Genomic DNA, 14,120 nt, shown 5'->3' on the forward strand with positions numbered 1-14,120 from the left:
ACATCTGCGATCAGACAATTTCTCCGCATCACGCATAGACAACCGTATCAGCAAGGGCAATATCCCGTTCTGTGAAGAAGATGAGACGATCCGGTACACCCCCCGCGGTCGAACTCCCTTCCGGCCGCGGAACCTCCGGGACGATCTCGATCGTGTACCAGCAGGTGCCGCCCGGGAACGCCGCCTCCTTCAGGGGGCGGAGCGAGCCTTGTGAGAGGATGTAAAGGTCGCCGTGGGTTTCGTTATACTCTTTCTCAATCTCGTGTTTGAATGTTCTAAGCGTTACATTGCACTCTCCCCGGGTGAGGTCGGCAAAATCGATCAGGGTCGCTTCACGGAAGACGGCGAGGGGGTGCGCTCCCTCTAGGGGGAACTCGAGTATCTGGTCTTTGTAGAACACGTTGCCGCTTGGGTAGGCGTATGTCTCGTAAAAGTGCTGCTCTCCGTCTACGCCCCCGGAATAACGCGCCTGGGTGCACTGCACCACCCCGTCCTTATCGACGAACTGATTCAGTTGAATGAGTACGGCCGACTCGTTCGCGAAACCCTGCTCACGTACCAGGACGTCCCAGAGGTGCACGAGATCGGGTTGACGCTCCTCGGGGTCGAGGTCGATCACCATCGCTCCCGTGGCAATCTCGGGCATTTCGGGCGTGTAGAAGTAGTGGATGAAGACGAGGGAGATGAGGATTACCCAGACGATGAGCGGGATCTTTTTCATTCTTGAACCTCCGAGCCGGGATATGCAGTACCAATATGGTTGATGGTATCGTCGTCACTGATGATAGGACTTACGTAACTGTTTTCGGGTTGATTTGGCCACAAAAATCCTCTGCTACGGAAAATCGGGGAGATCCGCACGGGTGTGACCGTCAGGGTGCCGCACGACATGCACCACCAAACGGATCTTTCTATCACCCATTTTCAGTTACATCCCCCGGATGCATAAAGAAACGTGACAGAAAAGGTATATGCCCGAACATCCAGATCGTCATACATGGAGCGCAAATACCTCATCGTGTTGACACTTCTCGGCATCGCGGCCGGCCTGTATGCAGTCATCGCCTACCAGTGGATCCTGGCGATCATCATCGTCGCAGTGGTGGCGCTGATCCTGGTCGCTACCGACGTCGCAGGGCGGAACAGCGGGGTATAGCCGGCGGCGTGGTAGGGATACCCTTTCGCACGGCTCCCGCCTTCGGCTTGCGGGCGTTGCTCAGAACCGGTAAGGGATGCCTGATGTGTAGATGCGCGCCGCAGAAAAGTTCACCGTTGAACGTTGATTTCTCACCCGTAGGTACCGATACCCGGGAATGCACGGTTCATCCCCGAGTTCGATGCCCAAAGCGAGGTCTGCATGAAGGTTGACTTTATTTTCAAGGCGTTCGCTGCCATTTTCAGCGTGATCATCGTCCTGTCCCTCCTTTTCGCGTTCACCGAGACCGTTCCGCCGGGCAACTTCTACGCGATCGAGATCACCGATCTACCCGTTCCTGCCGTGAACGGCACCGCCACGGTCATGGTCCCGGTTCCGGCGAACACAACGGGTACTCTGGTTATCCCCGATGAAGTGCTCACCGGTAACCAGGTCTCCGGGTGGCAGGCAGAGATCCGGGAGACACCCTACGGGAGGATGCTTGCGTTCACGGCGGCGGGAGAGTACGCGCCCGACATATCTGTGTCGTTTGAGGTGGTGCAGACCGGGGATGAAGAGAGAGCCGCGGTTGCTCGCACCTGTGCTTGCGACACCCGATAATGTGAGTGTCACCGAGTTCATCCAAGTCTCAGGCGGCGCCTACATCACGGCCGTATTCCTCAGCGGTTTCGTCCCATCGCCTGAGGACGCAGCCGGGGTCGTCACGTTCAGCCTCGAGTACCGGGGAGTGGGGGGCACGGAACGCTTGATGAGAGAGAATACCTGGGCGACAACGGTGAATACGGTCGTTATGGGTACAAAATCCGGTTTTATTCCGATTCAAGCTGATTATCAGGTTATTGCAGGGGGTCTTGCGTTCCTGTAGGGGTTGATTCCATCACCTGGGGAGATCCGGCGATACTACTCCCGTGTTCGCAACGACCAGCTCCGGTTGAGAGTTGATCTTGCAGGTACAGCCTGCGCAGGGAGAGGGAGAACCGGGACAACCTCTCCCGCCGGCGCCTTACCCGACCCGGGCAACCTTTGTCGGGTAGGCAAGTTTGTAGTCGACCTCCCGCTCGTCGATATATGCTCTCTGGTTGACATAGCCCTTGATATAGGGCCTGACCCTGGCATCGAACCTGATCGCATCCCCTTCCTGCAGATCACCGAGACTCTCGAATCCCTTCGTGTAGTTGAACCAGAGATGATCGGTGATCGGGTTGCCGGCGCTGTCCCGGATATCGGTGAGCAGCACCGTCACGTCATAGGTAACCCACTCATCCCCGACCCTCTTTGGTCGGTAGCGATCTTTCTTCCCGAATCGCACAAACGTTCCGATGAATGTCTTTCGCTCCTCCTCGATCCGTTTCAGCTTTGGTCTCATAATCCTGCTGCTCCCGATAAACTCCCTTTGCCAGCGACGATTGCACGCTTGTACCCGCTTATATGGTCAATTGGAGTGGTTTACCATAACGTTTGCGCAAGCGCCTTGAAAGTATATCCAGTTTGCGAAAACCTCCATGGCTGCGACTTCCCCTCTTTTGGAACCCGCAGGATGAGATGCCCGGCGCACTACAGCAACACCGTCGTGACGAGCGGGATCGTGACGAGCGACCCGATCGTCGATACGAAGACGATCTGCGACGCGAGTTTTGAGTCCGCACCGTACTGCTCCGCGAAGATGACGGTGTTTGCGGCGGCGGGCATCGCGGCCATCGTGATCATGATCCCGCTGATGTAGGGATCGGGAAAGAACGGGGCGATGAGGTAGCAGTAGGCCGCCGGGACGGCGAGGAGGAGGACAGCGCTCGCGACCCAGATCCGCCAGTTCCCGATCATCTCCCGGGCCGGGAACGTCGCGAGCATCGCCCCGACGATGATCATCGCAAGCGGCGTTGTCACCCCCCCGAGGAGGTCGATCGAGTCGATGACGGGGCTCGGGATCTCCACCGAGCCGAGGAAGAGGGCGAGCCCGACGATGGAGGCCGCGATCCCGGGGTTTACGAGCAGGCGGAGGTCAAACTCCTTCCCCTTCCCCCCGGTCAGCATCATGATCCCGACCGAGAAGACCAGGATGTTGAAGATGAGGTTGAAGATCGCGACGTAGAAGAGCGAGTCCGGGCCGAAGAGTGTCAGGGCGACCGGGAACCCCATGAACCCCACGTTCCCGAAGACGATGGCGAACTGGAAGACTCCCTCCTCTGTGGCCGGGACCCGCATGGCCTTCGAAACGGCCCAGGCGATGGCGAACGATATGATGTAGAGGGCTCCCGTCGCGAGAACCAGGGTCTCGGCGCCCGCGAGGCGCTCGGGGGTGAACGGCACCTGCATCGAGGCGACGATCAGCGCCGGCAGGGTGATGTTGATGAGGAGCCCGGAGAGCCCCCGGGTGGCCCGGGGGTCCACGATCTTTGTCGCGACCGCGACGTAACCGGCGGCGATCAGGAGGACCAGAATGAAGATCTGGTCCGCGACTACCAGGAAATCCGCGATCATGCCGCTCATGTAGGCTCCGTCCGGTTTACCAGCGTGGGTGCTGCTACCCCTTTACGGTTCTGCTTGGGGTTGAGGGCGTGGGAGCGTGGTGGGCGAGAGAGCCTACCCGTGTGTCGGGGTGGTTCTCCGCCGGGACCGCAGCGCGTTCGTCACACGGAGGAGCGCCTCGCTCACCTCTCTCCGTCAGGGCATAGTCCAGTTATTTCCGGGCGAACCGTGGTTACCCCGGGAAGTTTGAGGGGCAGGGCTGCGTGGAGCGGTGATGGCGGGGACGGAACTTCTCGATCGGGATTACCAGAGCCGGGAACATTCGCCTGCGTGCACTCCCGTGGACCAGGGGGTCGCACCGAAAGATTCACATAAGAATCGTTCAAAAATGTGAACATATGTTCAGTGATATGAACATATTCTCCGGGGCCTCGTTCACGCTTCTCCGGTTCTTGGGCAGGCATTATCACGACGATTATTATGTCCGCGAGCTCGCCCGGCTGCTCGGGATAGGGGTGGGTTCGGCCAGCGAGACGCTTGCCCGTCTGGCGGAGGCGGGTCTGGTGCATCGCGAAGAGCGTGGGCGCCTTGTGGTCTATCGCGCAGCGATGGAGAGCCCGCTCCTCCGTGAAGTGAAGATCTGCGCCACACTCATCGAACTCAACCCACTGATCCTTCGCCTGCGGGGCGACGTGGCGAGGGTGATCCTCTTCGGGAGCACGGCGACCGGCGACGATACCCACGAGAGCGATATCGATCTCGCCATCGAGACGGGTGATGCAAGGGCTGCGGCAGAGAGCATCGCCGTGGCTCGGGCCGGGCTCGACCGCGAGCTCTCGCCGCTCATTCTCACGCCCAGGGAATTTCGGTCCCTGAAGACCGCCGATCCGGCTCTTTATGAGCGGATTTTAGCGGGAAAAGTCCTGATTGAGGAGGAGCGATGAAGTATCGGTTTGAACAGTGCCTGCAGCGGGGAAAGATTGTCCGCGTTCCGGTCGACTCTGGACTGGTCACAAAGGAACTGCGGGAAGCGGAGCAGGATCTGGCTGCTGCAGAACATTCTCTCGCGGAGGGGAATATGAAGTGGGCAATCATCCAGGGTTACTATGCACAGTTTCACACCCTACGTGCCCTTGTCTTCTCCGGGGGCTATCGCGAAAAGAGCCATTCCTGCCTTCGTTATGCCGTTGAGGCTCTTTATGTCGACAAAGGCCTTCTTCCGGCATCGGTACTCGAAGACTTCAATTTCGCCATGCGCACGCGGGAAGGCGCGGATTACGGCTGTGTTTACTCAGAGGCTGATGCCCGCGATGTGGTGGCATCGGCGAGCTTGGTAGTGGGTCGGATCCGGGCGATGCTCGATTGAACAAGGGAAGACCAACGGAGAGGAGGCCAACGCCGCAGGGTGGCGACGGCCGACGTAGCCGGCGGTGATCAGGAGGACCTGGATGAATATCTGGTCCGCGATTATCCGGAAATCCATGACCGCACCGTTCATAAGGACCCCGCTCCGTCCGGTTCACCTGTGTGGGCGCCGGTACCCCTTTACGGCTCTGCTCGGGGTGGGAAAGGTGGCGATGAGTCGGGAGACGGTTTAACGGGCTTGCGTGTGGGGCGAGAGACTACGCTGGTATGGAGGAGGTTTGCCGGCGGCACCGCACCGCAAGGTACCAGAGCACGAGCGTCACGCCGAGGAACACCTCGCCCGCGTAGAGGAGGAGGGGTTCCCGGACGACGCTCCCCCCGAGCACGGCAAAGCCGCGGAGGAACGAGGCCACGAGAAGCGCCCCGGTCGTCAGGGTAGCGAGGGACGTGCCGAAGAGGAGGATGATCCGATGGTCTTTCCCGGGATGGAGGATCCTCCGGGCTCTCCTCGTCAGGGTGTAGTCCCGCCATTTCCGGGCACTCTCGTGCGTCACCAGGTCCGCGTCGGCCAGGACGGCGAGGTGCTCATGAACGGTCGACTTGGCAAGACCGAGCCCGTCGGCGAGCTCGCTCGTCGTCATGGGTCGGGTATCGAGCGTTTTGAGGATTGCGACCCGGACGCCGGAGGCAAGAGCGGCGATGTCGTCCCGGTCAAGCGTAACTTCTTCCATGCTTTGGAACCCCTCCCTTCGCGGGCCTGGCCCTAACCGATCAGGTATTCTTCTGCCGGAAGGGAAAAGTGTTCCGGAACGGCCCCGGGCTGCAGTACGGCCGGAAAAAAGATTGTGCCGCTTCTCTCAATCCGCCCGGAGAGTCGGGGGCGGGACCAGTTCCGGTGCTTCGATACCGGTCACAATGAACGTCGCCGATCCACCGGGGAGGTGGGCCCTGTTGTAGTCGGGGTCCGGGGTAGAGCCGGGGTCGATCTCTTCTTTCCAGGAGGTGTTGAAACCCGGTATGGTGGCGGTCACCCGCCGGAAGTCGAAGGTGATCGGCGTGCCGTTCGGGGTCGTGATGGTGTACGGGGCGGCAAGACCGATCGTCAGGTAAAGGACCTCCCCTGGTTCGGGTCTTGGGAGGTCCGCAGTCACCCGCACTTCGCGCCACTGGCCGGCGGCAAGATCGCCGATAGGCAGCGTGGTCGCGGCGCCGGGGAGGATGTTCCCCTCCGGAGATCCGGTGGTGGCGTTCAGGCGCTCAATCCCCGTCGTCACGGCAAGATCAGCCTGGGCGCAGTCTTCGCCTGCGAGGTTCCGGACGAAGAAGTCGAGGCTGATCTTGTCGCCCTCGATCGCGATATCGGGGGTGTACCGGATATCCTCCGGGTGGGCCGGGTCGAGGCTGTAGCGGTCACCGAGGGAGAGGGTCCGGCTCCAGGCGGTAGTATTCTGCAGCTGCCAGGTCTCGTTCATCCCGTCGTAGACGATCACCGGGCTCCCGTAAGGACCGCGATACTCGAATCCCGGGCCGAACGGCAATATCCAGTTCACGCGCTTGAGTGGTTCCTGCACGTGCTGGTGCTCCACGGGGAAGGCGGTGAGTATGGCGAGGTTCACCGCGGCAAGGATGAGAACGGCGGCAAGGCCAACCCATATCCACGTCTTCGAGCGCATTGTATCACGTTAGGAAAAGAGGTGATTTAGAGGTATGGGCTCACCATCAGCACTTCTCCTGTCTGTGCGTCGATGACGACGAGCCCTCCCTGGAGGACGTGATCCACGGGCTCGCCTCTCATCGTGATCACCCACGTCAGCGTCTGTACGTCCGGTCGGGTGTACTCGACGGAGAGGTCGGCCGTTGCATCGATCACCTTGATTCCCGGGAACTGCCCGGCCGCGACCTTCAGCGCCTCGTCCCGGGAGAGTTTCGGCTCAAGTGGACATTTGATCTCCCGCTGGATCCCGATATACGAGACGATCTCGCCGGTGCTCGGGTTAAGGTTCACGACGACTGTGTTCGGCGTGAGGACACCTTTGATCTCCTCTCTCCAGGTGGATGAGTACTCGCTGCCCGCATCGCCGTGAGAGACCAGGTTCGACCCGGTAAGCCGCATGTTCTTCCCTGAAAAGCCGTCGTACTTCTCTTCGGCGTAGGCCCTTGCCGCCGCTTCGGCTGCGATCCGATCCAACCGGATCTCATGGGAGTCTTTTCGCGCAGAATCGAACGTGGCGCGTTCGACTGCCCCGGTCCGGGCGTTGACATAGATCTGTCCGCCTCCGGTACCGAAGACGTAGTACTCTCCCAGGTTCAGGCACTCGATCTTCTGATACTCGAGGGTTGCATCGGGTTCGGTGAGAAAGCCCTGCGCTTTTTCCTTCGCAGTATCCACTCCAATTGGAGTGCCAGCGCCGGCCACCGACGCGGCCAGAGCCACGATGACAAGGCACACGATTGCAGTAATTGGTATCCATTTCATAGCTGAATCACCCCATTAAGAGACTCCGTGGCGAGCGGGAGTAAGATAACTGTTGTAACTCCCGGAGATCTCGTAGGTATCCACTCCATGGTAACCGATCGGCCACTGCCAGTAGCAGTCGTCTTTTGCGTTGCTTGTGGCGCTTGCAACGGTCTCCCCGTTTCGCACCCGGTTCCAGAAACTCTCGGACCAGTAGTTTCCGGTTTCGATCTCGACCTCGCCGTCGAACCCGACGCAGATGTCCGCGCCTTTGTTCGTGACGGTCTCCCGGACGAGATCCCCGTTGTAAGGGTTGTCGTGGGACGAATAGCAGGCGAGGTAGACCGCGAGCAGGACATCCCTGATATCGGTTCCATAATCAGATATGTAATACTGGTAGTTTCCCGGGTAGTGACCGTCGGTGTCGGCAAGTATCCAGGACTCCGAGGAAAACTTTATTCCACCGCCTTTATGCGAGTCGTCGTAGTAGAGGCCGTGGCCGTTGAAGAAGAATATCGCATCCGACCTGAACTGATTGTACGCTGTCGATGCTACTGCGTTCGTGGACGACGAGCTGGAGTAGCTCATCGCAGCCTGATCGACCCGTGCGTCGTAGGCCGTCGGCGTCGTATCCGAGCAGTCATAGTTGTGTGCGGGTGGTGCGGCGCTGGCGGCGGCAGGCAGAGCCGCGAGCAGGAGGAGTGCTGCCAGCGTGAATGACCATTGTTTCATAAGTATCCCTCAAGGTGCGCCCGGGCGTTCCTGCACCCGGAACCAGACCTGCATCTGAGGGGAAATCCTATAAAACCCGCTGTCGTGGTTCGGTTCTGGCCGAACAAACCTTAAACTTTGCGATCCGGTTCCGGGCAAGCAGCGGATCTGCGAAGCGTCATACTATAGAAACATTTTTCCGAGGTTCGGAAAAAACCGAACGATGACTGCTGATTTTATATGTTCTAACGACCCAGAATTGCGTCGGGTGCCGCGTGCGGTACCCGCTTGTGTGCGGGGGTCGTCCATCCCCAGGTCTGACGCCCCGGATGACGCACCCCGCAAGCCCGGAGGCAAAGGGAACGTAAGCGTTCTGCGTACTTAAACATGTGCTTCTCCTGCCTCCGAGGACAGAAACTGGAGGAAAACGAAATGAACGGAAAAACTGGAATGCGGGCATTCTCCTTGCTCTTGGCACTGTTGCTGATGAGCGTGGGAGTTGTGCCGGCAGTAGCAGGAACCTCTGAGGTTCCGGTTGAGCAATCGATTCCTGTAGTTGCGGCAAATGAGCAGACACCCTCCGATTCACGTTTCGTGATCGATGAAGATGTGAAAAAAGCAACGCCTCATTGGGCACTGTTTGCCGCCGATGAGCAAGGAAAGAAAAATGCTCTAAATGATTTGAAGATGGCTCAAATCTCCGATGAGAAAAAACAGATGTTATCTGAAGGACTCAGGGAAATTTGGGCAAAATATCCTGTAACTGCGATCCAACGTGACGGTCGAACAGAAGTGACTTTCGTATCTCCTGGCAAGTATGCCTTGACCCAAGAGGAAGAGTCCATCCTTGCTCAGGCCGATGAAGCGCTTGCCGAGTACCTGAACGATAAGTTCGCGACCAAAAGCAGCATTCAGTGGTGGGCGGCTCCCTGTCATCAGGATATCATAGAGACCTCCTGCCTGAAGTGGGGTGTTTCATCTGCATATGCTACGTATGCTCATGATGCAGCAGACGATCCCGACTCTTGGCCTTCGGTCTTGCCCCCTACCGGGTTCGAATGGTTGAATACCTTCATCCAGATCGTGTGTCACTCCTACGATCATTACTACAATCCTGTGCTTGGAACAGGTAATGCTCCGGCACAATGTGAGAACTATGCAAACATTGCCAAAAACTACTACGATCAGTCGTCAATGTACAATGCATACATGAACCTTGGGTATTCAAGCCATTTCCTGACTGATGTAGGAAATCCACTCCATACCGGTATGGAAATTGAACAAGCGCTGAATTCATGGGTTCACACCGAGTATGAGGATTATGTTGGAGAGAACTGGGATCAAGGCAGTGGAGAGGGGTATAACTTCAAGTCGGTTATTCAGAACAACGGGTACTATTACACCATAACTGATCCATCCAGCTCGACGCAATCTCTTGCCGGGTATGCGAAAAACTACGATGATGACCTCTACTATCTGGTGTATAATCACCGGTACACGTTCAGAACTGACCCAGATGTTAGATCGATTACCGAGAACTGCCTCCTCGATATGGCGAAGTATACACTCGGTCTGGTGAAATACGTGAGAGATTGAGGAGGGCTCTCCTCCTCACTTATACGGGGTAAGATATAACCATGGAACCAATGTCATCGTCTGTCATCGTCTTTGCATTACTTGTCGTCCTCCTCCCGGCTGTCTTCGCCGGTCTCCTCTCCCTGGGGTTCTACTACATTCTCGCGAAGGCGCAACCGGCTATCAGCAAACTCGCTCCGATCGTGATCGGGCTGCTCCTGGCCGTCCTGGTGCCGTTTCTCTCCTTTGTGCCACCGATCCGGCCGATTTTACCGGTGCTGAACCTGGTGGTCCTCCAGATGGGCATCCTGACACCGTTCATGCTTATCAGGAACCACCTCCCCGACCGGCACCACTCCACGATCCTCTTCTCCGGGTCCGTGGTCACGGTGGCCGTGCTTCTGATCTACGGGTTTGCAATGGCGTTCGGAAGCGAGGCCCCCTCCCCGGTCTCTCAATTCCTGATGTCTCTGCCCCTGTCCGAGATCGGCCTTCCCATCATGAGCCTGGTTATGGCCTATCTGGCGGCTGCGCTCATATCCGCGGTCATATTCGGCGCCGTGCTCGCGGTCGTAGCCGCATTCCAGCGGCGGAAGGTGCGGAGCGGATGAAGGGGGAGATGACCAGAGCGTGAAACCCGTTGCCTGCAGAGGGCCCGGCATCCTGCTGATCGGGCTCTGCCTTCTGCTGATCTTTGCGGCGGGATGCCTTGTGCCGGAGTACGGGGTGGGCCGCGACATCATGGTCTTCAAGGTCGATGCCGGGGGGACGGAGCAGTGGCAGACGGTCATCGATACCGGGGGTGACGATCGCGCATCGTGCATCGTCCAGACCGCCGACGGCGGATATCTCATTGGAGGAGAGGTCTGGCCCTGGCGCGGGGACCAATCCTACGGGATCTTCAAGATTGACGACGGCGGCTCGGTCGCCTGGAACGCCACCGGCAGGGGGTCCCCGGTCTCTTCCGTCGCCGAGACGACCCGGGGCGCCATCGTAGCGGTTGGCGAGTCCGGGGTCCTGCTCCTCGATCCGGCGGGGGAGATCCTGGAGAGCGACGTCGAGGCCGACAGCATCCTGCAGTCGGTTGTCGGGACTGCCGCCGGTGGATTTGTCGCCGCCGGGACCGACGGCAAAGACTTCCTTGTGCTTAAACGGGATCGAAACCTGACGGAGGAGTGGCGGAAGACCTACGGATCGACGACCGGGGCGGCCTACGCGAAGATCATCATCCAGACATCCGACGGCGGGTATCTGGTGGGCGGTCCGATCTATCTTCCGGACAGGACCGGCTCTGACGTGTGGATACTCCGGTTGAACGCCACAGGCGATCTGCTCTGGAATGCGACGCTCGGCACGCCGCTGCTGTACAACGACGTGCACTTCATGAGCGAAGCGCTGGGGGGCGAGTGCACCGTCATCTACAACAACGTAACGCTGGAGGAGGTCATCTTTGATCCGGAAGGGAATGTGCTGGAGGAGAGGACGCTCAATGCATCAACTCCGATCATCAAAACGATCGATGAAGGATACGTATCCGGCACTGTCACGTACCGGTCCGCATCCCGGTTCCTGATCCTCCCCGACCGGGTAGGTGTCCCTCATGTCATGAAACTCAATGCCGATGGACTTCCGGAGTGGGATACCGAACTGAACGCCACGTTTGAACTGTTAGGCGACGCAGTCTCGGTCATCCAGACCACCGACGGCGGATATGCTTTCTTGATGAACAGACACAACTACCCGAGAGAGCCCCGGTAGCCGGAAGCCGACCTTTCATCCCTTGTAGGGAGATCAGCCCCCTTATCTTTCGGGAACATCAAGCGGGCATGCAAAGGATCGGACAGAAGACGAATCTTGTTCCTGTAAAAATCGCGTTCTTCGCTCGGTTCTAGCGAAACGGGTCTGAAGTCTTTGGTTCCCCGCGCAACGGCATGGGTGAAGGTGAGGTCGCCGGGGGCGGCAGAGTACTGGGTGGCAAGGCCCTGTGAATCGGAAGATCATCTTACAATAAGAAGCTTTATGTTGAATTCGGTCAAAACCGAACGATGACTGCTTATTTTATATGTTTTAAAGACCCAGAATCGCATTGGGTGCCGCGTGTGGTGCCCACTTGTGTGCGAGGGTCGCCCATCCCTGGTTGCCGCCCCGGATGACGCACCCCGCATGCCCGGAGGCAACAGGATGTACGCATTTCGTGTACTTGAAGTCATCCTAAAAGTTTCCAGCGGCTGACGATTCCTATAGTTCAGAGCATTCTGTCGCCTCCCCGCGAAAAATTGAGTGGTCTCTGGCGTCAAACCTCTGATACGGCTCCTCTCTGGGTATCGCCACGCGGGGGAGGGATCGGGAGGGGGATGCCCCCTTCCCGGCTGAGGTGTTTCGGGATCACCTCCTTAACATGCGTGCCTCTTCCGTCCTCCGGCGAACGAGAATGGAGGAAAAACATGAATGGAAAGATTGGAGCATGGGCGTTCTTCATGCTCCTGGTAACGGTTTTCGTAGGAACAGCATGCGTAATCCCGGTCAGCGCCGGGATGGGCGACGATTCCGACGCGATCTACCCGGAATTTGGTGTGGAGTACAAACAGATTTATAATACCAGGAACAACCTGCCAAACTCGCCCGCCATTGCCGAGGGCTTCTATGAAGTGTTCGATAATGCCGGGTGGGGGTGTAATTTCTACATAGGCGATTGGGATAGAGACACCCAGCGGTGGGACTGGGATTCGGATGCAGCCCATGTCGATAGCGTGGACCTTGTCTTCTGGGCAGGACACGGTGACGACAGTTTCATTCTTCTGGATGGTCTCCTGCCTGTTCTCGCCTGGGTGTATTTTCATGACTGCAACTGGGGTGATCAGGATCTGGAATGGATCTTGCTACATTCGTGTCATACTACCCAGATTCCCGGAGAATTCAAAGCGTGGCCGCATTGGGCCTTAAATGGTGCTCATCTGGTTTGCGGGTTCGACACGGTCGGCTACGACTACGCCGAGGATGGAGCGGCCGTCGCAAACAAGCTCTTTAACAATTATAAGGTACGTCACGCGTGGTATTTTGGGCTGGATGAGACCCACGGAAACGACGTTTGGATAGGGACCATTGGTGAGAACGCCGCTTGCGGTGATGATCGCATCTGGGGAGAGGGATCTGTGATCGCCGATCCACCTGTTGACAGTGAGATCTACCGGTGGTTATTCCAGTGCAACTAAATTGAGGTCTTCGTTATGGAACTAAAAATGGTTGGTGCATTTGTCTGTCTCGCTCTGGCGTTCGCAGTCGGGTGCATGTGGGTTCTTGGTCCTGGTCAGGCTCCGGTGAGTCCTCTCCCCGCCGTGGCGGGTGCGGGTGAAGGTACGTACTCTCTCGCTGCAGAGTTCCCGGAAGTGCAGGGCTCGTATACGCTCTACCGGGTGGTTCCGGTCACCGTCACGAAAGAGCAGGTTCGGGAGATTGCGGAACGGTTCGGGCTCTCGGGAGAACCGAAAGCGGTCAGCGAGGTGACCGGGGAGTTCCTCCTTGTCGACACCTCGAAGGAACCGGAGGAGCACATGTCGGTGTATGCACATTCCGGCGCCGTTGCCTACCACATCCTTGACAAAGAGTTCCCGACCGAAGTGACCGAGCAACCTGACCTTCCCTCGGACGCGGAGGCGGAGAAGGTTGCTCTCGCATTCCTTGAGAAGACCGGTATGTGGTCGCCGGACGCCCAGGTCGTGAAGACCGAGGTGAACCAGAAGCAGGAGATCTGGGAAGCAGGTGCCACCGAACCGAAGGTGTCGTACGACGTCACCAAGGCAGTCAGGTTCGGCCGGTCGCTCGACGGGCTGCCGGTCTATGGCGACGACGAATTCGCGGCGATCCTGGGCGACGGCGGGGAGGTCGTTGGGCTCGTGAAGACCTGGCGGGAGGTGGAACTGGACGGGAATGTCAGCCTCCGGTCTCCCGAGGAGGCGTATGAGGATCTTCGTGCAGCACGGACTGTCCGCCCTCACACGGGGCAAGAGTACGACCAGATCACGATCGAGAATATCACAATTGGTTACTGGATGGAGCCAAGGGGTTTCGTGCAGGATCAGGTCCGGCCGGTTTATGCGTTTTCCGGAACCGCGCTCCGGGACGGTGTAGAGGAGCCGTATGTCGAATATGTCTTTGCCGATGAGGGAAAACGGTGAAGCCTGCTTTCCCTCTCATATTTTTGGATGTTTGTAGCCGGGCACCGTCCATGAACGAAGACCCCGGAGCACCGGTATGACCGGATTCGGCTTTACTCAGGCGGTTCTTATAACCCTGGAGACCATAGTTTCCCTGGGTCCGGTCTATCTCTGAGGTGATCCTATAATTATAAAACCCCTCAGATAAAACCTGGGGTCATGGTATTCCGGGAAATTG

Annotated in this window: 16 protein-coding genes; 9 read left to right on the forward strand and 7 right to left on the reverse strand. The window is 58.2% G+C overall.

Features of this window, described 5'->3' with window-relative positions; genetic code table 11:
* Positions 1-28 precede the first annotated feature (28 nt).
* Positions 29-721, reverse strand: coding sequence for a hypothetical protein (locus BRA42_RS05565; RefSeq protein WP_292409836.1), 693 nt, complete (start codon positions 719-721; stop codon positions 29-31).
* Between the two features lie 276 nt (positions 722-997).
* On the opposite strand from BRA42_RS05565, the gene BRA42_RS05570 reads away from it, so the two are divergent.
* Both BRA42_RS05570 and BRA42_RS05575 read left to right on the forward strand, forming a co-directional pair.
* Entirely contained in the window at positions 998-1,156 is a 159-nt protein-coding gene (locus tag BRA42_RS05570; protein ID WP_292409834.1) for a hypothetical protein, read from the forward strand.
* A gap of 201 nt (positions 1,157-1,357) precedes the next feature.
* Positions 1,358-1,756 carry a hypothetical protein gene (locus BRA42_RS05575; protein ID WP_292409833.1) on the forward strand — a complete coding sequence of 133 codons (399 nt, stop codon included), beginning with the start codon at positions 1,358-1,360 and terminating at the stop codon, positions 1,754-1,756.
* Positions 1,757-2,159: 403 nt separating this feature from the next.
* Here the strand turns inward: BRA42_RS05575 and BRA42_RS05580 are convergent, their stop codons facing one another.
* Together BRA42_RS05580 and BRA42_RS05585 are read right to left on the reverse strand one after the other, a co-directional pair.
* Positions 2,160-2,522: a hypothetical protein gene (locus BRA42_RS05580; protein ID WP_292409831.1), complete on the reverse strand. Its 363-nt coding sequence runs from the start codon at positions 2,520-2,522 to the stop codon at positions 2,160-2,162.
* Positions 2,523-2,710: 188 nt separating this feature from the next.
* Positions 2,711-3,643: an AEC family transporter gene (locus BRA42_RS05585; RefSeq protein ID WP_342770544.1), complete on the reverse strand. Its 933-nt coding sequence runs from the start codon at positions 3,641-3,643 to the stop codon at positions 2,711-2,713.
* A 389-nt stretch (positions 3,644-4,032) separates the two neighbouring features.
* Here BRA42_RS05585 and BRA42_RS05590 point away from each other — a divergent pair, with 389 nt between their 5' ends.
* A complete protein-coding gene (locus BRA42_RS05590) occupies positions 4,033-4,566 on the forward strand; it encodes a nucleotidyltransferase domain-containing protein (RefSeq protein WP_342685995.1) in 534 nt (177 codons plus the stop codon).
* On the forward strand, positions 4,563-4,988 hold the full coding sequence (locus tag BRA42_RS05595) for a HEPN domain-containing protein (RefSeq protein ID WP_292409825.1): 426 nt from the start codon (positions 4,563-4,565) through the stop codon (positions 4,986-4,988). The genes BRA42_RS05590 and BRA42_RS05595 overlap by 4 nt, the downstream gene beginning before the upstream one ends.
* Positions 4,989-5,244: 256 nt before the next feature.
* Here the strand turns inward: BRA42_RS05595 and BRA42_RS05600 are convergent, their stop codons facing one another.
* The 4 genes from BRA42_RS05600 to BRA42_RS05615 all read right to left on the reverse strand — a co-directional run bounded on the left by BRA42_RS05600 (position 5,245) and on the right by BRA42_RS05615 (position 8,174).
* The gene (locus BRA42_RS05600) at positions 5,245-5,718 is read right to left on the reverse strand and encodes an ArsR/SmtB family transcription factor (protein WP_292409823.1); all 474 of its coding nucleotides are present in this window, start codon (positions 5,716-5,718) and stop codon (positions 5,245-5,247) included.
* A 126-nt stretch (positions 5,719-5,844) separates the two neighbouring features.
* On the reverse strand, positions 5,845-6,660 hold the full coding sequence (locus tag BRA42_RS05605; RefSeq protein ID WP_292409821.1) for a hypothetical protein: 816 nt from the start codon (positions 6,658-6,660) through the stop codon (positions 5,845-5,847).
* A 26-nt stretch (positions 6,661-6,686) separates the two neighbouring features.
* On the reverse strand, positions 6,687-7,463 hold the full coding sequence (locus tag BRA42_RS05610; RefSeq protein ID WP_292409819.1) for a PepSY domain-containing protein: 777 nt from the start codon (positions 7,461-7,463) through the stop codon (positions 6,687-6,689).
* A gap of 15 nt (positions 7,464-7,478) precedes the next feature.
* Positions 7,479-8,174, reverse strand: coding sequence for a hypothetical protein (locus tag BRA42_RS05615; protein WP_292409817.1), 696 nt, complete (start codon positions 8,172-8,174; stop codon positions 7,479-7,481).
* 411 nt (positions 8,175-8,585) lie between these two features.
* Here BRA42_RS05615 and BRA42_RS05620 point away from each other — a divergent pair, with 411 nt between their 5' ends.
* The 5 genes from BRA42_RS05620 (at position 8,586) to BRA42_RS05640 (ending at position 13,903) form a co-directional block, all read left to right on the forward strand.
* Entirely contained in the window at positions 8,586-9,749 is a 1,164-nt protein-coding gene (locus BRA42_RS05620) for a hypothetical protein (protein ID WP_342770543.1), read from the forward strand.
* A 50-nt stretch (positions 9,750-9,799) separates the two neighbouring features.
* Entirely contained in the window at positions 9,800-10,339 is a 540-nt protein-coding gene (locus tag BRA42_RS05625) for a hypothetical protein (RefSeq protein ID WP_342770542.1), read from the forward strand.
* A gap of 19 nt (positions 10,340-10,358) precedes the next feature.
* Positions 10,359-11,486, forward strand: a complete 1,128-nt coding sequence (locus BRA42_RS05630) for a hypothetical protein (protein ID WP_292409812.1) — start codon at positions 10,359-10,361, stop codon at positions 11,484-11,486.
* 686 nt (positions 11,487-12,172) lie between these two features.
* Positions 12,173-12,940, forward strand: a complete 768-nt coding sequence (locus BRA42_RS05635) for a DUF6345 domain-containing protein (RefSeq protein ID WP_342685994.1) — start codon at positions 12,173-12,175, stop codon at positions 12,938-12,940.
* A gap of 15 nt (positions 12,941-12,955) precedes the next feature.
* Positions 12,956-13,903: a calcium-dependent protein kinase gene (locus tag BRA42_RS05640; protein ID WP_292409809.1), complete on the forward strand. Its 948-nt coding sequence runs from the start codon at positions 12,956-12,958 to the stop codon at positions 13,901-13,903.
* The last annotated feature ends 217 nt before the right edge of the window (positions 13,904-14,120 follow it).

Source organism: Methanoculleus sp. UBA374, from assembly GCA_002508705.1.
GTDB lineage: Archaea > Halobacteriota > Methanomicrobia > Methanomicrobiales > Methanoculleaceae > Methanoculleus > Methanoculleus palmolei.

Bases quoted from the DNA above. Each gene is read 5' to 3' on its own strand.
- BRA42_RS05565 (WP_292409836.1), bottom strand. From the start codon at position 721: ATGAAAAAGATCCCGCTCATCGTCTGGGTAATCCTCATCTCCCTCGTC.
- BRA42_RS05570 (WP_292409834.1), top strand. From the start codon at position 998: ATGGAGCGCAAATACCTCATCGTGTTGACACTTCTCGGCATCGCGGCC.
- BRA42_RS05575 (WP_292409833.1), top strand. From the start codon at position 1,358: ATGAAGGTTGACTTTATTTTCAAGGCGTTCGCTGCCATTTTCAGCGTG.
- BRA42_RS05580 (WP_292409831.1), bottom strand. From the start codon at position 2,522: ATGAGACCAAAGCTGAAACGGATCGAGGAGGAGCGAAAGACATTCATC.
- BRA42_RS05585 (WP_342770544.1), bottom strand. From the start codon at position 3,643: ATGAGCGGCATGATCGCGGATTTCCTGGTAGTCGCGGACCAGATCTTC.
- BRA42_RS05590 (WP_342685995.1), top strand. From the start codon at position 4,033: ATGAACATATTCTCCGGGGCCTCGTTCACGCTTCTCCGGTTCTTGGGC.
- BRA42_RS05595 (WP_292409825.1), top strand. From the start codon at position 4,563: ATGAAGTATCGGTTTGAACAGTGCCTGCAGCGGGGAAAGATTGTCCGC.
- BRA42_RS05600 (WP_292409823.1), bottom strand. From the start codon at position 5,718: ATGGAAGAAGTTACGCTTGACCGGGACGACATCGCCGCTCTTGCCTCC.
- BRA42_RS05605 (WP_292409821.1), bottom strand. From the start codon at position 6,660: ATGCGCTCGAAGACGTGGATATGGGTTGGCCTTGCCGCCGTTCTCATC.
- BRA42_RS05610 (WP_292409819.1), bottom strand. From the start codon at position 7,463: ATGAAATGGATACCAATTACTGCAATCGTGTGCCTTGTCATCGTGGCT.
- BRA42_RS05615 (WP_292409817.1), bottom strand. From the start codon at position 8,174: ATGAAACAATGGTCATTCACGCTGGCAGCACTCCTCCTGCTCGCGGCT.
- BRA42_RS05620 (WP_342770543.1), top strand. From the start codon at position 8,586: ATGAACGGAAAAACTGGAATGCGGGCATTCTCCTTGCTCTTGGCACTG.
- BRA42_RS05625 (WP_342770542.1), top strand. From the start codon at position 9,800: ATGTCATCGTCTGTCATCGTCTTTGCATTACTTGTCGTCCTCCTCCCG.
- BRA42_RS05635 (WP_342685994.1), top strand. From the start codon at position 12,173: ATGAATGGAAAGATTGGAGCATGGGCGTTCTTCATGCTCCTGGTAACG.
- BRA42_RS05640 (WP_292409809.1), top strand. From the start codon at position 12,956: ATGGAACTAAAAATGGTTGGTGCATTTGTCTGTCTCGCTCTGGCGTTC.